Raw genomic sequence first — 18,747 nt, 5'->3', positions numbered from 1 at the left:
AATTTTTACAACTCAAATAAGACTGCTACATGTCATCAACAGTAACCATCGGATTCATTCCTCGCGAGCAATTCTCCTTAGCTGCTGAATCTTTGCAGCGGATTTTCGATTACACCCACATCCCCTTTAAGCTGATCGTAGTGGACTGCAACACCCCAAAGGTGTATTGGCAGCAGATTGAACAGGTGCTAGACGGACGTAGTCATGTGGAAGTTATCCACAAGAACCATTACCTAACGCCTAACCAGTGCAAAAATCTGGTGATTCAGCAAGCCAAAGATGATTTTGTGTGCTTTATAGAGAGTGACGTTATTGTTGAGGAGGGCTGGCTATCTCAACTTATGGCAGCATGCGAAGAGCATCCGGCTGATGTGGCAATACCACGCATTATCGAGGGGCGTTTGGGAGAGACAAAACTTCACTGGGACCCAAACCTGGGTCAGATCCACTCAGTGCAAACAACCGACGGAGTCAAATACAAAATCCTTCCGTTTACAGACGAGCAACAACTTGATAAAGGTTCCCATCGCCGAACGATAGAACTGTCTGGAGAGGCTCACTGTCAGCTCTATCGCCGAAGCGTTTTTGACCAAGTCGCTCCTTTTGATGAAGAGGTTGTTTATCTAGACTGGATCGATTCTAGTTTGGCTTTATATAATGCCAAGATTCCAGTTGTGTTTGAGCCGAAGTCTGTTGTTCATTTCTGGCACCCTTTTCCTCCCCGTCGTGATGACCTGGACTATTTCTTTATGAGATGGGATCTCGAACGAGCTCAACAGGATCTTGATCGTATTCCAAAGAAGTGGAATCTGGTTCAGGTGACAGCAGATCTGGATTTTGCGATCGAGCGAAATCGTATCGGTCAGCTTCATGCAAGCATGGAGGAACTCAAAGCTCTGATACCGGCGCACAAACCCTTTATTTTGGTCGATGAAGATTGGCTAAATGGCAATGAAATCATCGAGGGTTTTCGGACTATACCCTTTACTGAACACAATGGAAAGTATTGGGGAGCTCCAACAGATGACGACACGGCTATTCGAGAATTTGATCGCCTACACCAAGCTGGTGCCAGCGCGATAGTTTTTCTGATGCACACTTTTTGGTGGCTGGAGTATTATAGCGGATTTCATGACTATTTGCGTCAAAAGTTTCCCTGTGTATTACAAAATGAGCGTCTCATTGTGTTTGACTTACGCTAATAGACATCTCCAGAAATTAAACATTAGCCCAAAGACAGCAACAATTTGAGATTAGTTTTCACACATATCTAATGGAAAAACCTATAGCAAGTATTATAATAACTAACTACAACTACGGGCGTTTTCTGCGTGAGGCGATCGCAAGTGCTTTGAATCAAACCTATCAACCTACGGAAGTCATCGTAGTGGATGATGGTTCAATAGATGGCTCACAGCAAATCATCGCCAATTACGGAAAACGAATTATTCCCGTTTTGAAAGAGAATGGTGGGCAGGGGTCAGCATTCAACGCCGGTTTTGCCGTCAGTCGTGGTGAGGTTGTCTGCTTCTTAGATGCAGATGATGTTTTGCTACCCAGTGCTGTTGAAAAAGCAGTCTCACTGCTGCACGAACCAAACGTGGTCAAGGTACATTGGCCTTTGTGTGCTATTGATGTTCATGGGAAACCGTTGGACAAGTTATTTCCTGAAAAACCTTTGCCAGAAGGAGATTTGCTTGATGCACAACTCACTGGTGGTGTAGATGGTCATGTCTTCTCCCCTACTAGCGGCAATGCTTGGGCACGTAGTTACTTAAAAAGGGTTTTGCCCATACCGGAGATTCACTATCGAATCAATGCCGATTCCTACCTAGCAATTCTTGCTCCCTTGTTTGGCAGCATCAAGCGCATTGTTGAGTATCAGGCTTTGTATCGCATTCATGGTGATAATGGCACTAGCAAGACTACTTATCGCTGGCAACTTAACCAATATCACTATGAAATGACAGTCCTGCGTAAGTTTTTACAGGAACAGGACATTCAAATTAAAGATGCTTTTGAATGCGCTCAAAGTTCTGGCTATAAGTATATCCAGCATATGGTCGAATTGGGTCAGGAACTCGAACCCTTAATTCCACCAAAACAAAACTATATTTTAGTTGATATGAATGAATGGGGATGGAATGGACAGCTACTTGAACATAGTCAGTCAATCCCCTTTTTAGAAAAAGATGGTATGTATTGGGGAGTACCCAGTGATGATGTTATTGCAATAGAGGAATTTGAGCGGTTGCGCCGTGAAGGGGCAAGTTTCATCGTGTTTGGATCGCCAGCTTTTTGGTGGTTTGACTACTATGCTGAATTCGCTCGCTATCTGCGTACCAAGTTTCGCTGTGTTTTAGATTCGCAGCGCTTGGTTGTCTTTGATTTGCGCATATCAGCTTGATACTGTGTAGGCGTTATTCCCACATTGGGGGTGAGTAGAAACCATATGATACCTGAAACCAAAGTTACCATCGCAATCCCAACCTACAATCGCTCGAAGTTACTAAAAGCTAGCCTTAAGAGCGCACTGGCACAGGACTATCCAGATTTCCAAGTTCTTGTGCTGGATAATGCTTCTTGCGATGATACAGAGGCAGTTGTACGCTCATTCTCAGATTCGCGAATCACTTATGTACGTAATGATGCTAATATAGGAATATTTGGCAATTGGCAGCGAACGATTGAGATAAATTCTAGCCCCTATCTGAGCATCTTGTCGGACGATGACATACTGCTGCCCAACTTCATCCGCGAGTCTGTCTTAGGATTGGACAACCATCCTCATGCTGGTCTATCGGCTGCCCAAGCTGAATTTATCGACACTAACGGTGTTGTACTACAGGTCAAAGGCACAGAATTTTCAGACAACTTGCCACAAGGGTTGATCGACGGTCTAGAGTTCATCCACCAAATTGTTGATGGACGGAAATGGATTTTGCGCACCAGTGCGGTGATGTTTCGCGCTTCTGCCCTCAGGGCGGTTGGGGGATTCGACATAACGCACTCAAAGTACTTGCTAGACTTGAACTTATACTTGCGCATGGCGACGCAATTCGATTTCTTTTTTATTGCCAAACAGTTGGCTCAAGTCCGGTTTCACGTTGAACAGGATTCCCAGGTTAGCTTTCACTCTCTTAGTGGAACAGGAGCGCTTGCTGTGATGGCAGAACGTACTGATGCGATCGCTTATTTGCTACAGTCGCCGCGTGCAGAAGATGCATCCTATCGTCGCTGGCTGGCAGAGCGGCTGTTGCACATAAGTATGCGTCGTAGTGAATTTACGTATAAGCTTGTACCAAAACTCAATCTGAACTGGTCAGAACGGCTGGAAATTGCCATTCGGGAGATTGCAGCCGTGATTCCTACAGGGAAGCGTTTTATTTTGGTTGATGAAAATCAATGGGGTGCAGAAATTTTTCCAGAATTCGATGCCCTTCCTTTCCTCGAACATGAAGGTCAGTACTGGGGAGCGCCATCTGATGACGAAACCGCCATCCGGGAACTTGAACGAATGCGCGACTGCGGAGCAAGCTTTATGGTCATTGGCTGGCCAGCCTTCTGGTGGCTTGATTACTACTCTCAGTTCAGAAATTATCTCAATTCAAATTTCCGCTGCATTTTGCACAACAGTCGCCTTGTTGTGTTCGATTTGGGACCATGAGGTCTTTCGACATTAATGTGAGGTGAGCGCCTTGGGCTGCACTCGCTTAAGAGTGAACTGCAAACTGATCGGGTGAAGTGTCATGATCTGGCAAAAGGAAAAAAAGAAATTCAAAACCGGAGTGCAATGGCTAGCGTGGCCAGCTGCTCTGGCTGTTGTCGGCGGCGGCGGCTGGCTGACGTATTTCCTAGTTTTAAATCAATCTCCCGAACCAGTGGCAGTACGCTTGCTGACTGTAGAGCGTGGCAATGTTGAAACCACAATCACAGAAGGCGGTACTGTTGAACTGCGCGAACAGAGGATCGTCAAATCCCCAACAGAGGGTGCAGTGGATCGGGTACTGGTAACGCCAGGGGAGAAAGTCAGGTCAGGTCAAGTGCTACTCACCCTGCGTTACCCTGAGCGAAAAATTGCTCTTGCCAAACAGCAGTTGAAGATTGAGCAAGAGAAACTCAAGCTCGCACGCAGTCAGGATAAAATTACCGAGGCTCAGGAGAAGCTCATAGCGAAGGAACGGGAACTCCAGAAGCTTACTCCCTTGATCAAAGAAGGAGCTATTACAAGACAACTATTCCAGCAGCAAGAGGACGAAGTCCGCCTAGCGAGGGCTGACCAGCGAGAAGCTCAAAAAGAAGCTCGTGAATCCGCCCTCGAACTGCAAAGCCTACAGTTAGATCGCCAAGGTATTGAGCAGCAACTCCAAGACACCACCGTGAGTGCACCGTTTGATGGCGCAGTTTTGGGTATTTATGTTAAGGACGGTGAGGGGGTTGAGTTACGCACCAATTTGCTCACCTTAGGCGACCCTAAGCAAGTACTCGTGAAGCTTCAGCTTTCTACGCTCAATGCAGCCCGAGTCCGGGTCAACCAAGTTGCCCGCGTCAATGCGATCGGACCATCAGCACAGACGTTCACTGGATATGTGCAAAGTTTGTATCCTCAAGCACTGACACCTGAAGAAACTCAGAAAGAGGGCGGCAACCAAAACCAATCGACTCAAGCAACGGTACCTGCAACAGTGCTGCTTAATACCCCTACTACCAAGTTGCTCCCTGGTAGCCGGGTGAATGTTGAGATTGTTTTAGAACAACGGCAAAACGTAGTCGTTTTGAGTACAGATGCTATTCAACGCTCTGGACCCCAGCCCTTTGTCTGGGTTCAGGATAGTCAACATAAGGCACAAAAACGAACCATTAACTTGGGATTGGAGGGATTAGTGACCGTAGAAGTGACCTCTGGTTTGCGTGCAGGCGAACAGGTTATAGTACCGCCCGCCCAGTCGCAACTCAAGCCAGGAATCCCAGTCACCCCCCAAGGGGGAACCCCAAGGGGAATTCAAAATTCAAAATGATAAATTCAAAATGAGTTTTTTGGGCGTTGATGAATTTGGTAATGAATTATGGTTGTAGCACGATGTTGAATTTCCTGCAATCTCTGTACGAACGCTCGGCTCCGAAAGTTCTACATCAATGAGAATTTTGAGAGAATTTTGAAATTCATATCTTGATTCAGCAACGCCGTTTTTTGAATTGTAATTAAAAATTTTTGAATTCCAAACTAATTAATTTTTTTGAATTTTGAATGCGTGAATTTTGAATTTGCACTATGGGTCTTTCACCTTTAGATTTACTGAATATCACCTTTCGCTCCTTGGCTAAGAACCCTTTACGTTCTGGACTGACAACTTTAGGAGTGTTTATGGGTGTGGCTGCTGTCAGCGCTACGCTTCAAGTCGGTAACATTAGCCGAGCTATGATTGCTCAGGAACTGGCAAAGCGAGGCGCACCTCAAGCCTCAGTATACCCAAAAAAGGATGGTGGTCGGACCACTCAACTCAAGTTAGAAGATATGGAATTCTTACGAGAACGGCTGGTGGGCTTGCGGGCAATCAGTTCTTTTAATTGGGCTGGTGCTACACCAACTGTATTTCAGGACAAGGAGTTCACTCCGCCCATGTCACCTGTTTCCCAAGATTTTTTGCTGACTTCAGGAAAAGCATTAGTGTCAGGACGATTCTTTACGGCGGAAGATTTTGCCAGCTACCGACCAGTAGCCGTCATCGATCAACTACTGGCAGAACAACTTTTCGGTGGGCAAAACGCTGTGGGTAAGATGATTTATACTGGGAATAGACCTTATATCGTTGTGGGGGTAGTAACGACTACTCTAGATGAAAATGCTCCTCCGGAGGGGCAACTGTATATAACAATGTCTGCTTACAATGCTCTGACTGGTAGCCGCGACATTGGTAGCATTCAAATGCGTCCCGACAAACTCGAAGACGTGGAAGACTTGAGCCACCAAGCTGAGGAACTGCTACAGCAACGATACCCAGGTCAAAAATTTAGGTTTTGGAACAATGTCTCAGATCTTCTACAGCAGCAGCAAACCCTTGAGATGGCGTCCCAAGGACTGACGGTGGTAGGGGTGATCGCCCTCTTAGTTGGCGGTGTCGGAATTGCGAATATTATGATTGCCTCGGTGACGGAACGAACTGCTGAAATTGGTTTGAGACGGGCAGTGGGAGCAACAAAGCAGGAAATCATGCTGCAGTTTATTCTGGAAGCTGCGCTTTTAAGTTTACTAGGAGGAACAGTTGGTCTTGGGGTGGTGCATGGATTGACGGTTGTAGTCACTGATACCTTTAAATTGCCGTACGAGTTTGACACTTCTATCGCAACGCTAGCGTTGGGTTCAGCGCTACTGGTGGGGGTGGGCGCTGGTTTGCCTCCCGCCCTGCGAGCCAGCCAGATCGACCCAGTCCAAGCCTTACGCTCACAGTGATAGAAATAGCATTTCTCACAAGTTTTGCGATTGCCTTCTGGTGTAGCCCAGACGCTGTGTTGGCACAAGCCTCCTTTAGGACTTACGGCAGGCAGTGCCTTTTGGGCGATCGCACTCCTAACAACCTTTACCCAGACTGCGTTTCGGATATTTTTGACGGACTCTTAATTTTGACAGAGTGTTGAACGCCTTTTTTAGCGTTCATCTCTGTTTTATAAGCCTTATAGCTATATGAAAGGTGATAATTTATAGCTATATGAAAGACGATAATTTGGCACTAATTATGTTATAAAAATTACTATTGAAATGGCGATTACATAATGTCTCGATGCTAATCGACAATTTATTTCATTAAACAGAGATAATACTTAAAGAGACTAGTAATTGTACGATATATCTTTTAGACTCGTTTCCGGTTGATTTTTTGAATTGGTATAATTTACTGCTACAATTGCAGACTGACTTGGCACACTTTATTAGTGGCAGAGCTAGAACTTACGGATTGACATATTTATAGGTTTTGACATATTGTTAACAAGTTTGCGTTGATTAGATGACCATTAGAAAAGTTTGAGCAACCCTTACTTGCGTGAGCAAGCTAAATTCCACTCTGGGTTTATGTAAGCTCAAATCCGATCAGGGCGTCAAATCCCTTGGAATAAAATTTCAGTTTCTCAGGGTTTTGCCTCTACCAACTTGGAGCAAGAAGACTCATTAAATGTGAGCTTTAGCCAACCTTGATAAGGAGAGAAGAGGCAAATGATAATTTCTGAACCTAGTACCTTGAGTTCTATTAGCCATGCCCTCAATGCTGCTTCTGTAATCGGCGTTAGCATTAAAAATCAATCAAGCTTGAGTCTGAGTAAAGAAACAGATTCGCAGCTAGCAAATAGCTCAAAAAGGCTTTCACATCAAACTCCTACTACTCCCACTTTCATAGCTGAAGCTAGCACTCCAACATTCAGTTCAGATACTAGCAAATGCGGTTCTGGTCAAGCACGTGATAAGTACACACAGCCGTTCGCCTGCGACAGCATTTGGAATATGCCGATTGGATCAAACGCCCAATATGTTGATGCCTATATTGGCTCAAAGAGCGTTGGAGTTGACACCGACTGGTTCATCATAACCAAGGAAAGCGATCCGGGTGTGTCCACTTATATGCCTGGTGCCTGGGGTGAAGGTCGCTGCACCGGCTCTACCCCACAGCAGCAAGCACAATGGCATTCTGAAGCGGGTCAACCGTTGAAGGTTCCTTACGATCTTGTCATTCAGGATGCAAAGCCAGGATTTACTCCAAACAACTCCTCAGCGTTTTTGAAGCCAGATGGTAGAACTTTGGTGTCTTATAACGTCACCACCCGTTGTCAGGAGGGTGCGCCGCTTTACGGTGTTTGGTTTGGAGAGCAGGATATTTACGGTGATGGCATTGACGGTGGACATGGTGGCTCAGGAATGTCGAGCATTGGCGGTAGCATTCGCAAAGGTGAGTTGTTGAACGACGAGCCTATTCGTCATGCACTCAAGATTGTTATCTGGGGCAAATGGTTGCACTACAATTCTTCATCGTCAACCCCCGGTCGCCGCTGGCCTGCCCGTCTCGCTGATTTTAATGCACCAAACCAATACCATGGCTCCAATCCGGCGCTGGTCATGGGTTCGTTGCTAGCAATTCCGCCGGAAAGTACAGCAGAAAGCCTCGGACTGACTAGTAAAGCAGGCAAGAAAATCTTTGAAGCAATGCAAAATTACGGTGCTTATGTTGTTGACGATTCCGGGTGGGACTACAATTACCTCTGCCTTGAGCGCAGTGCCGAGCAAGAGTACGAGCAAGTCACTGGGCATGAAGTTCATGGAGATGCCGCACTCCAAGCTGATTTCGCCAAAATCATTGGTGCCGTGAAGGTTGTGGACAACAACGGACCGAAGAGCGTTGGTGGGGGCGGTACACCACGCCAACCTTTAGCACCACCAATTGGAAATTAAAAGCCAATACGGGTTCAGATAAGGGTTGATCTCCCCTCCCCTAAAAAGGCTACGGTGTACGCACAAGTCATCGAATGACTCAAAATTCCTTTTGTACGCGCACCGAACCTCACCCTGCCCTGTCGGGCATTCCTCTCCTTATAAAGGAGAGGGAAAGATTTTAGCGTAGATAACTGTACGTTCGCTGATTTTTAGAGTCTAAGAGGAATTAATGCCTTGAGGGGTGTGAAACTGTCAGTTAATTTCTGGACAAAGCTACTCATAACTATTTAGACAAAAAGTCGGGGGATTCAGTGAGCGATTGTGCGACCAAAAGCATAACAATAACACGCCCGTTCTCAGCACTTTTAAAAAAGTTAAAATTTTAGCTTGTTTGGAATTGAAATTAACCCCATACAATCTGTAAATCTAAGACAAAACCAGGTAATATATCTTCTCCAGATAAGCTTGTGGGGGACTCTAATACTTCTTTTGGTTGTCCTTGTCGATAAATTTCGACACAGCGAGTTTTTCTGTCGATAAGCCAACCCAATTTTACGCCTGCATTCATATATTCTTGCATTTTGGCTTGCGTTTCACTCAAACTGTCGGATGGGGACATTAACTCTAAAACAAAATCTGGAGCGATAGGAGGAAATTTCTCGCGTTGTTCTGGTTTAAGGGCGTTCCATCTTTCTGATTGTATCCAGGATACATCGGGGGAGCGGTCGGGACCGTTGGGGAGTTTGAAACAGGTGGAGGAGTCGAATACCTCTCCGAGTTTTGTTTGACGGTTCCAAATTACAAAATCCGCAATAATCAATGCATTACGTTTCCCTGTTTCTCCCCCCGTTGGTGGCATTACAATTAGTTCTCCAAAAGCATTACGTTCAAATTTAACATCGGGATTATCCCGACACAGTTGGTAAAATTGGTCGTCGTTAAGTTTAACGACATTATTAAAGTTGATGGTAATTGCGGTCATGGCTGTCCTAACATTATAAAGACATGTTCTGTTTAATTGCATCTTAACCGGACGTCAACAACCCAGGTCTAAAGACACTGGGCTTCTAGCCTAAGACTTGACCATAGTTGACCAGACGCGCGTACCTTGAGTACTACGTTAACGGTAAGTGTTCAAGTTCCTACCGAGGACAATGCGTATCCCTCAACGGGACGTTAGGCATAGCCAGTTCCAAGCTCTAGAAACCAGGGATTAAACAAGTTTATTGGGTTAAGCCAGTGTCTTTGGTATAGTTACCGACCGTTAACATTGTCGTTCGCGTTCGCGCAGCGTGCCCGCAGGGCTCAGCGTCTCCCCTTGGGAGAGGCTAACATTACTCCCTTTCGGGAAGGCACATCGAGTGCAAAACCGTTATGCGTACAGGTGAGTCCAGTCCTGTTCGCGCAGCGTGGCACGAAGTGCCATAGGCGGGTTTCCCACGCCCAGGGAACTGCGAACCCGAAGGGGTGAACGAGTTGAGATGGTAATTGTCAAGCTCGAAAGTACATTACAAAAGTACACCGATTCAAGTAACCCCAAGGCGGTAATGGAACAAAGCGACTAAAGCCGCACGAGTCGTATTTCCTCTCAGGTCTGTTCGCGCAGCGTGCCGCAGGCATAGACGCGCTCGTTTCCATACTTCCCACGAGGTCTTATGATATCAAGCCTTTTTCACACGGCAGGCAAAGCACTTAAAGGCAAGCTGTCCTGAAAGATTGTCGTAGTACTGGTTGTCTATCAATTGGTTAGCTGCTTCGTAGTAGGGAGTACGGAGTTCTTCCGCCATTTTCTGCTGTTGACCAAACCAATTTGGCACAAAAATTGTGTCCTCGCGAATTCCCTCCCAAATTAAAGCTGTACCTGTGATAGATCCTCTGGGGCTTTCGACAATGATCTCATCGCCGTTGTTAATGCCTGCTGCTTGCGCTACTTTGGGATGGATTTGAACTAAGCGAACACCGTTCATTTGTTTACCCGTTTGACACTCCCACCCTTAGAAGGAGCGGGATTCTAGGCTCAACGTCGGAACTTGCTCAAGCAGGTTTGCACCAACCTGAGTAGCGGTTCCAACTCCCCTAGCGTTTCTTGACTTCCGTTTAGAAGTCTTGCTTCCCCCTTGCCCAGAGGTAGCAATTTTTTCTTTGCCCTTGCGTAGTATGTTGATTGCAGCAGCATGGTCACGTTGCAGGACACAACCACATTGACAAGTATGAGTCCTGGTTGACAGCGACTTCTTGACCATCGTGCCGCAATCTGGGCACTGCTGTGAGGTGTAGTGAGGCTCTACAGCTAGTGCCACTTTTCCATACTTGTTGGCAAAGTATTCTAGATATCCCCGAAACTGCCGCCATCCAGCGTCATTGATACTATGCGCTAGATGATGGTTACGCACCATATTTATAACCTGCAAGTTTTCGTAGACGCATAAGTCGTTAGACCGCATGACGTGACGTGCCCTTGATTTGGCGTGTTCGGTGCGTTGTCTACTTATATGCAGGTGTTTGCGTGCGTATCGATTTCGAGCCTTCTTTCTTCCGTTCTTGCCTTTCTCCTTTTTGTATATTCTGCGTTGAGCGTGTTTAACTTGTTTCTCGGCTTTACGCAAAAACCTGGGATTGGGTTCGTGGTGTCCGTTTGAGTCAGTGTAGAAATGTTCCAAGCCAAAATCTAAGCCAATCTCTTGCCCTGTAAATGAAACATCCTCTTTGCATTCAACATCAACACAAAATTGTACATAAAATCCATCAGCACGCCGGACAATCCTAACTCGTTTGATGGATTTAACAGGATAGGTGTGAATATCCCATTTGCCCATTAATTTAAGTTCACCTATCTGTTTTTTGTCAGTGAAGGTGATACGCCGTTTAGTTGGATGCAATGACCAACCGCTCGTCTTGTATTCAACAGAACGGTTATCGTGTTGAAACCGGGGATATCCCTTTTTCCCTGGTTTATTCTTTTTGCAGTTGTCATAGAACCGCGAAATTGCAAGCCAGGCTCTTTCGGCAGCAGCTTGTACCGCCATTGAGTTTAGCGCCGCAACAAAGGGGAAGTCAGCGCGTAGCACTGTTGAGTATCGGCTAATGGCTGCATTGTTAATATTGTCCTCTCTTGAAGCATCCATCCAATACCTTAAACACTTATTTCTAACAAATTGAGTAGTTTTAATAGCTGACTCAATTGCCGTGTATTGTGCTTTACTAGCCTTAGCTTTGTACTCTAGAACTAACACGCTTGACTCACCTCCTTGTATTGCCTATAGTTAATTTAGTATAGCCAGGTATTCTAAAAATGTCAACAGGAAAGGGAATAAAAAGAACGAAAAATAACCCTGTTTTTTATGCAGAGTTAAAAAAGGGGCATGAAATTTTTTTGACTGATAGTAGTTGGCAGAAAGTTAGACAAGCTGCAAAAGAAAAAGAAGTAAGTGCAAGTGAATTTATTGAGCAATTAATTAGAAAACATTTTGACTGCACCTGAAGGCTTCGCCGTGAGGCTTCGACGCTGATCTCAGCCGAACCGCGCTCAGCCGAACGGTGCAACGCATTCATCCCACACAATCGCGGACGTGTATGGGTGACTCAGGAACCCATACACTTGTGGGCTTTCTGCTTCCAACGCTGTAATAATGATTGTTAAGCTACTTGAATATTTTTATGGGCAGCCACGGCGAAGGCGACAAAATTTTTAACCCGTTTGAGGAACTATTAGATAAGTTAAGTATTTTCACACACAACTCGGGTGCTGACGATAAAGCTTCGCGTCGTAGGTTCGATGGTTGGTCTTTGTCGGAGCGAAACCCTGAGGCGATAAAAGCTTGGATGCCGATATGGGGATGGTTCTACCGCTACTATTTTCAGGTTCAAACCTCTGGTTGGCATCATATGCCATCGGTTGGGAAAGTGTTGATTGTCGGTTCCCATAATGGCGGGTTAGCTTCACCAGATACATCGATGTTTATGTATGACTGGTTCCGTACCTTTGGCTATGAACGATTAGTCTACGCTTTGATGCACCCGTCAGCCTGGCAAACTCCCATCTTCGCTTTGCCGGGTGCCCAGGTGGGGGCAATTATAGCGCATCCCAAAATGGCGATCGCTGCTCTACGAAGCGATGCAGCGCTACTCGTTTACCCTGGAGGTGCCCAGGATTTGTTTCGTCCCTACAGTTGGCGAAACCGAATTCATCTGGCAAATAATAAAGCGTTCATCAAGCTGGCTTTGCGGGAGGAGGTGCCAATTGTGCCGATTATTTCTCATGGTGCACACTCAACTCTGATTGTGCTAGCGGACCTCTACCAACAGGTGAAACAATTGCATGAATGGGGCTTTCCCTGGTTACTTGATGGCAACACCGGTGTCTTCCCAGTTTACCTTGGGCTACCTTGGGGGGTGGGGATTGGACCTGTACCAAATTTCCCGCTCCCCATGCAGATTCATACTCGTGTCTGTGCACCGATTGTGTTTGAGCGTTACGGTTGTGCCGCAGCTCGTGACCGTGGTTACATAGATGCTTGTTACGAAAGGGTTCGTGCGATGATGCAAGCGGAACTCGATGACCTAGTACAAAAGTATGACTGCCTTGAGGCAAAGGAAAGAGGCTTCTATTGTCCGGTTTGTATTAAATGAAGCATTAAATCTTTACTAAACTTGTAAAAAAATCATTGAAAAATTTGTGACTTAGCCTTATTCTACTTTAAAACAGTTCGGCTTAAAACTTTTAACAATTGTGGTAAAAACTAATAATACCAGCGCGTCTGTTGCAGAAAAGAATAATCTGCCAGGACGTGCCTATTTTATTCGGCATGGTGAAAGTACCAGCAATGAACGTAACATTTTTGCCGGGGTACTGGATGTTGACCTGACAGCATTTGGTAGATTGCAGGCACGCCGTGCAGGTGTTGACATTAAGAAAAAAGGTGTGAAGTTTGATGCAGTATATGTCTCTCACATGAGACGGGCGCGGCAAACTTGCGAGATCGCGCTTGCTGAAAGTCAGGCGCTAAAGTCACCAGATATTCCTGTTGAAATCGACCATCGGATTAGCGAGAAATCCTTTGGCATTTTTGCGGGTCGTAACCTGAATCTACTACGTCTTGCCCTTGGCTACGAAGGCTTCGAGGAAATGTTGCATCCCCACTGGCGTTGCACCTCCGGCTGGCGAGAAGATTGCACAAGTTTACGGACGCGCTGCTTCTTTCTACGAAGAGCGGGTTGTACCGCACTTAAAACGGGGCGAAACTGTTTTAGTAGTGTGCCACCAATATGTATTGGAGCCTCTAGCACTTTATTTAAGTGATTTACCACCGGAGGCTTATAAACATCTGAAACTCCCTAACGGTAAAGCTCTCAGTGGTGAAGAGCTAGTCAAGTTTCGCGACAAGGAATCTGGCGGTGCAGCTTCGGTGCGTAAACAGATCAACGATCTGTCAATTATGTGGGCAATTTTGCTGTATGCTGCTGCTTTCTTACTGGGATGCTCCCTTAGGGCAATAAGCGCCTCCTCGGTCGGAATTCCCTCAGAACTATTTCGAGCGATAATCGTTGTTTGTCTCGCGGCTTCAACGTTTTATACCTACCTAGACATTGACTTTGCAGCGAGTAAACGCAAAGTAACTTCAACTGTGAAGTATATAGTCTATGCGTGGATGTTGGTGAGATGGGTAGTTGGGCTAGCTTTAATATTTTCTGGAATCTTGTATCAAGGTCCGGCGGATTTGTACAAAGTTATGTGGGTGCTTTTTTGGATGGTTCCACCCGCTCTTACTTCCCCAGTTTTATCGGTACTCTGGGGCGGTAATCTTTATCCGTCGGCTATCTTATCAAGGACATTATCAATTATCGCTCCAGTTGCATTGATTGTGACATTTGGCTTGGCAAAACAATTACCAATTAACAGTTCAAGCCTGATATTTTTCGGTGTCATTCTAATTGTTGGTTTGGCAATACCGGGAGCTTTAGCTCAATTTTGGCGTGACAAATCTCCTGTTGAATCAAATCACCACAGTAAGAACTGGAAATTTATTGGAGTGCTTGCTGTCGCATTAATGGCTTTGGCAACTGGGTTTCAGTTTACTCCATCAACATTTCTGGGCGGTTTATTTTCCTCAACGGATGCAAACCGTTCCCTAGCTTGTCTGCAACAATTGGCAGTGGCAACATTAGTCTTTATCTTAATGCGCGTCTTTGCCGTATTAACTTCAGTGGTTACAAAAGCCAAGCTTATTAAGGCAGAAGCGAGGGATGCTTATATCCTGCTAGTTAATCCAAACTTTTTCCTTTGGGCAGCTCTTTTCCTTGGAGTTAGTGCAACTGCAAATCCCGAAGCCGTAAAATATGCAATTTTTTGGGCAGCACTGGGGTTCTTCTGCATACCACTCGTCGAGCAGATATTGTTTATGAATTCATTTGGTAATGAATTATTGCGAGAAACACTGCGTTCTTCGAGAATGGCAACTGAAGATGTGAGAAAACTGTTTCAGCAATTGGATACAGATGGTAGCAATGCACTCGATAGAGACGAGATTATGGAGCTTTTAGGTCGAATTGAAGATATGACAACAGGTGAACGTAGCTCTGAAGATGTTAGGAGGTACGTAACTGATTATCTTTTTGCCACTCTTGACTCCGATAAAAATGGCACAGTCGATATGCAAGAGTTAGAAGACTATGTATCAACTTATGGGTTAGTTGCTAACCTTAACGTTGTCTCTGCTGCTGCATCCCCGGTAACAACATAAGAGGAAGAAGATAAAAGGTATTTTATGGGCTTTTATACTAACAGTTGAGGAATCCGTCAGTATAAAAGCTTTGTCTAACTGAAAGGCGCTCCTTCGGAGGCAGTAGCGCGATCGCCATACATTCAACTTGTTGTTCCAGCGTAAATTTTAACAAAGCCTGGGCGCGTGTATTGGTGGCAATCTGTTGGTTACACGCATTTTTGTTAAAGTTTTAGAGTAGCTGGGTTTGGGACGCTATGAGCTGGCGTAGCCAAATGTGTAGCGGGTCGCGATCGCGACGCTCATGCCAAAACTGCATATAGTCGTACTGACCAAAATCAATCGGTGGCTCTAGGATAGCAAGGTTTACATATTCAGCAAACATCATTGCTATTCGACGAGGTAATGTCAGAATCAGATCGCTCTGAGCGACAATCACAGGAGCCGCGAGAAAATGCGGTAACTTCAACATCACCCGACGCTTCACACCTAAGTTTGACAGCGCATTATCGACATGCTTTATCGGCGAGTGCAAGATTGGGCTTGCAGGCGAGTTCGGGATAGTGATTGAAGCGTGTGACCAAGCAACGTAAGACTCAATTGTCAAATTTGTTTGAGTGATGGGATGGTCAGCCCGAACCACAGATACCAAATCTTCGACAAATAACGTTTGGAACCTCAACTCCGAAGTTTGGGGTAGATTTAGAACTCCTAAGCCTAGATCGATCTCTCCATTTCTCAGTAAATCTAATATGTCAGAACGCCAATGATGACACTCTAAATTCAGATGAGGTGCATTGTCAGAAAGAAGCTTGAGAACCTTTGGCAGAATCACAACGATTGAGTAATCTGATGCCGCTAATTGAATAGTACCTTGTGCTGTTTTCGGTTCAAAAATGGTTGGTTGAATCAATCCCTCGATATCTAACAAAATTTTCTCTAGTGGTTCGAGTAGCTCAAGAGCACGTGGTGTGGGAACCATGTTTTTGTTTGAGCGCACAAGCAGTGGATCGTTGAATATTTCGCGTAATCGCCCCAGGGCGTGACTAGTAGCTGATTGACTCAAACCAATTCTTTCTCCAGCATTCGTGACATTACGCTCAAGCAGCAAAGCATGTAACACCAGTAAAAGATTAAGATCCAATTGCAACAAATCTATTTTATGCATATGTATTATTTGTTTTATGCATTTGACAAAAAACACTAAATTACATAGTATCAGTATGTTTACTATAGGCTGTTCCACAAAACTTTTCGCACTTGCGTTAGGAGTGATCAAAAATCATGAACCCGTATCTTTATAACTGTTTATAGTATGAAAATAGAATTTTACTATTTTTTCAAGTGATACTATTTTTTTAAGTGATAAAAAATTAATTGTATCACTACAGGAACTCTCTAAGAATTGTAGTTTTTTCCTATGATCAGGTGAATATCTGTTCAACTTTAACAAGCATAAGTTGAACACTTATCTTTATTAAATATCGTTGAGTTAGACCATATTTATTTGAAAAAAATCTAAGCGAACACACCATTGATAAAAAACCATTTGACATGGAACTGCATCTAGTACATCGCAGCGAGGCTGGTGGGCTAGCTGTGATTGGAGTGTTATTGAAGCAGGGACAACACAATGCAGCCCTGCAACCGATCTGGGACGCATTCCCAAATCGCAATGAACCAGAGCAATTAGTGAACACAGTGAAGGTAAATGCAGAGCAATTTTTACCAAAAGACCGAAAAGTTTACCGCTACTTTGGCTCTCTGACGACACCACCCTGCTCCCAAGGAGTGAACTGGATTGTGATGCAGCAGCCTATTGAAATCTCACAAAATCAGATCCAGCGATTTGCCAACTTAATATCCATTGACGCCAGACCTGTGCAACCGTTAAACAATCGCTTTGTGTTGCGTTCAAGTTGAATAACGACGAAACAATCCCCGATTTTTAACAAGCAAGTCGGGGTAGTTGAAACAGAAGAGACTACAACGCTGTGTAAGTATCAAATTAGGAAACATGAAAACTTTTGCAATATCATTTACAGAAGCTCTTGCTGGTTCTGATTTTTTGAAAATCATTTTTAATGCAGACATCTCTATCGTCAATACACCGATACCGCTGTTCAAAATCGTTATTATCGTCATTGTCCTCACACTTACCCTGGCGTTAAAACAAGTTTTCTCCGAAATTATCATTCGGAGAATCGAGCGTCTGACTAGCAAAACGCAGACCACTTTTGACGATGAGTTAATCGAGATTATCAAGCAACCTTTAAACTGGCTGATTGTTATCGGTGGACTCTGGATAGTGCAGCTAATTCTGGCAGAAAATTTCGGAACACAATTGAACGAAAAAGTAGAAGGGATTCTCAGGTTTGGTGCGATCGCTACCTTCGCCTTTGTTGTTTACCGTGCCGCTCCTGTGTTGGGAGAGGTGCTTAAACAATGGACGCTCTCAACTGAAACCGAGCTAGACGATTTGCTTGTGCCCTATCTGCCGAAGTTGTTTCAGGTGTTGGCGATCGCGATTATCTTGCTCAAAGCAAGTGAAGTGTTTTTGGGTGCATCGGCAGGGGCACTCATCGGTCTGCTTGGTGGAGCGGGTGTTGCCATAGGTTTGTTACTCAAAGACCTGATCTATGACTTGTGTTGTACCATCATTATCTACGTAGATAATCTGTTTCGACCCGGTGACCAAGTGACGATGCATGGAGTAGAGGGTCTAATTAAGGTGGAAAATGTTGGACTCAGAAGTACAACCCTTCGTATACTGAGCAGAAACACTATCCAAAAAGTGCCCAATTCTAAAATGATTAATGGAGTCGTTGAAAATTGCTTCCAATCGGTAGGGAATGATAATTCAATAGGTATCAACTTAACCCTAAAAATTGATGGTATTTCTGCGGAAAAAATAGAGAAAATTTGTGTCGCTCTTCGAGAAATTCCGAAGTCAATTGATATATTGACGGAAAAGTTTTTTATCTACTTTAGCGAACTTGATCGAAATTCTCGTGTGATTAAAATTCGGGTTTTTGCTAATACAAATGGTAATCCTCAATTATACTTTGATACCATCGAAAAACTCAACTTAGCGATACTGAGCCAACTGGAAAAAGAGCAGATTAATCTATTCACTTATTATCCGGTGCAACTCCAAACCAACCTTGGAGAAGCTCAAAATAACTTAGAACCGATCAAAAATTGACAAAGCAGACTATACATTGCTGCATTTTCTGATAATTGCCTCAAGCATTACTTTGTTAATGACGCGTAGCGACGATTTTAATACCAATTTGATTATTTCAGGTTTTCTATTTATGTCATTCATGTATTTGTTGTTGCTCATCTACGATCTTGACAATCCTTTTGAGTACAACGGAATATCTAGTGCGGATATTGATTTGTCATCTTTAGAGCAGTCGTACCATCGACTGAATGCGGGGCTATTGAAGGATTCAGAGCCTCAAATACCTGTGTAACCAGTTTTCAGAGGTCAAATCAAGCAATCGGCAGTTTATAGAGATGCTCGAAAGAGGCTTGAATCTTCAAGGATTAATGGACAAGCTGTACAAGACCATAAACAATACTCCTTGTAGCATAGGGGCAAAA

17 protein-coding genes and 1 pseudogene are annotated in these 18,747 nt (G+C 44.6%); 14 read left to right on the top strand and 4 right to left on the bottom strand.

Annotated elements, in window-relative coordinates; genetic code table 11:
* The first annotated feature begins 29 nt into the window (after positions 1-29).
* From AACT52_RS08020 to AACT52_RS07990, 7 genes are all read left to right on the top strand, one after another.
* Positions 30-1,202, top strand: a complete 1,173-nt coding sequence (locus AACT52_RS08020) for a glycosyltransferase family 2 protein (protein WP_073630116.1) — start codon at positions 30-32, stop codon at positions 1,200-1,202.
* A gap of 71 nt (positions 1,203-1,273) precedes the next feature.
* Entirely contained in the window at positions 1,274-2,407 is a 1,134-nt protein-coding gene (locus AACT52_RS08015; protein ID WP_073630114.1) for a glycosyltransferase family 2 protein, read from the top strand.
* Between the two features lie 45 nt (positions 2,408-2,452).
* The gene (locus AACT52_RS08010) at positions 2,453-3,667 is read left to right on the top strand and encodes a glycosyltransferase family A protein (RefSeq protein ID WP_073630112.1); all 1,215 of its coding nucleotides are present in this window, start codon (positions 2,453-2,455) and stop codon (positions 3,665-3,667) included.
* 82 nt (positions 3,668-3,749) lie between these two features.
* Positions 3,750-5,018 (top strand): efflux RND transporter periplasmic adaptor subunit, encoded by a 1,269-nt coding sequence (locus AACT52_RS08005; protein WP_073630110.1) that lies wholly within the window; start codon positions 3,750-3,752, stop codon positions 5,016-5,018.
* A gap of 254 nt (positions 5,019-5,272) precedes the next feature.
* Entirely contained in the window at positions 5,273-6,451 is a 1,179-nt protein-coding gene (locus AACT52_RS08000; RefSeq protein ID WP_073630108.1) for an ABC transporter permease, read from the top strand.
* Complete coding sequence (locus tag AACT52_RS07995; protein WP_143172755.1) at positions 6,448-6,636, top strand: hypothetical protein; 189 nt, start codon at positions 6,448-6,450, stop codon at positions 6,634-6,636. Before AACT52_RS08000 ends, AACT52_RS07995 begins: the two co-directional genes overlap by 4 nt.
* A 574-nt stretch (positions 6,637-7,210) precedes the next feature.
* Positions 7,211-8,437: a hypothetical protein gene (locus tag AACT52_RS07990; protein ID WP_073630106.1), complete on the top strand. Its 1,227-nt coding sequence runs from the start codon at positions 7,211-7,213 to the stop codon at positions 8,435-8,437.
* A gap of 385 nt (positions 8,438-8,822) precedes the next feature.
* Here AACT52_RS07990 and AACT52_RS07985 read toward each other — a convergent pair whose 3' ends face one another.
* The 3 genes from AACT52_RS07985 to AACT52_RS07975 all read right to left on the bottom strand — a co-directional run bounded on the left by AACT52_RS07985 (position 8,823) and on the right by AACT52_RS07975 (position 11,652).
* Positions 8,823-9,401: a Uma2 family endonuclease gene (locus AACT52_RS07985; protein ID WP_073630104.1), complete on the bottom strand. Its 579-nt coding sequence runs from the start codon at positions 9,399-9,401 to the stop codon at positions 8,823-8,825.
* A 679-nt stretch (positions 9,402-10,080) separates the two neighbouring features.
* Entirely contained in the window at positions 10,081-10,386 is a 306-nt protein-coding gene (locus AACT52_RS07980; protein ID WP_233153874.1) for a molybdopterin dinucleotide binding domain-containing protein, read from the bottom strand.
* 27 nt (positions 10,387-10,413) lie between these two features.
* Positions 10,414-11,652 (bottom strand): RNA-guided endonuclease InsQ/TnpB family protein, encoded by a 1,239-nt coding sequence (locus AACT52_RS07975; protein ID WP_073630102.1) that lies wholly within the window; start codon positions 11,650-11,652, stop codon positions 10,414-10,416.
* A 59-nt stretch (positions 11,653-11,711) separates the two neighbouring features.
* Here AACT52_RS07975 and AACT52_RS07970 point away from each other — a divergent pair, with 59 nt between their 5' ends.
* The 4 genes and pseudogenes from AACT52_RS07970 (at position 11,712) to AACT52_RS07955 (ending at position 15,159) form a co-directional block, all read left to right on the top strand.
* Complete coding sequence (locus tag AACT52_RS07970) at positions 11,712-11,900, top strand: hypothetical protein (protein WP_073630100.1); 189 nt, start codon at positions 11,712-11,714, stop codon at positions 11,898-11,900.
* Between the two features lie 176 nt (positions 11,901-12,076).
* The gene (locus AACT52_RS07965) at positions 12,077-13,048 is read left to right on the top strand and encodes a glycerol acyltransferase (protein ID WP_233153873.1); all 972 of its coding nucleotides are present in this window, start codon (positions 12,077-12,079) and stop codon (positions 13,046-13,048) included.
* Positions 13,049-13,148: 100 nt separating this feature from the next.
* A pseudogene (locus AACT52_RS07960) lies at positions 13,149-13,439 on the top strand (phosphoglycerate mutase family protein); the annotation flags it as partial.
* 76 nt (positions 13,440-13,515) lie between these two features.
* Positions 13,516-15,159, top strand: a complete 1,644-nt coding sequence (locus AACT52_RS07955; protein ID WP_337251574.1) for an EF-hand domain-containing protein — start codon at positions 13,516-13,518, stop codon at positions 15,157-15,159.
* A 211-nt stretch (positions 15,160-15,370) separates the two neighbouring features.
* Here AACT52_RS07955 and AACT52_RS07950 read toward each other — a convergent pair whose 3' ends face one another.
* Positions 15,371-16,306, bottom strand: a complete 936-nt coding sequence (locus AACT52_RS07950) for a LysR family transcriptional regulator (protein WP_073630098.1) — start codon at positions 16,304-16,306, stop codon at positions 15,371-15,373.
* Between the two features lie 365 nt (positions 16,307-16,671).
* Here AACT52_RS07950 and AACT52_RS07945 point away from each other — a divergent pair, with 365 nt between their 5' ends.
* The 3 genes from AACT52_RS07945 to AACT52_RS07935 all read left to right on the top strand — a co-directional run bounded on the left by AACT52_RS07945 (position 16,672) and on the right by AACT52_RS07935 (position 18,617).
* Positions 16,672-17,061, top strand: coding sequence for a carbonic anhydrase family protein (locus AACT52_RS07945; RefSeq protein ID WP_272937084.1), 390 nt, complete (start codon positions 16,672-16,674; stop codon positions 17,059-17,061).
* A 94-nt stretch (positions 17,062-17,155) separates the two neighbouring features.
* Positions 17,156-18,343 (top strand): mechanosensitive ion channel family protein, encoded by a 1,188-nt coding sequence (locus AACT52_RS07940; protein WP_083630209.1) that lies wholly within the window; start codon positions 17,156-17,158, stop codon positions 18,341-18,343.
* Positions 18,344-18,455: 112 nt separating this feature from the next.
* Positions 18,456-18,617, top strand: a complete 162-nt coding sequence (locus AACT52_RS07935; protein WP_158054584.1) for a hypothetical protein — start codon at positions 18,456-18,458, stop codon at positions 18,615-18,617.
* The last annotated feature ends 130 nt before the right edge of the window (positions 18,618-18,747 follow it).

The organism is Scytonema sp. HK-05 (assembly GCF_963872035.1).
Lineage (GTDB): Bacteria > Cyanobacteriota > Cyanobacteriia > Cyanobacteriales > Nostocaceae > Kalymmatonema.
This window is presented reverse-complemented; position numbering and strand designations above follow the sequence as displayed.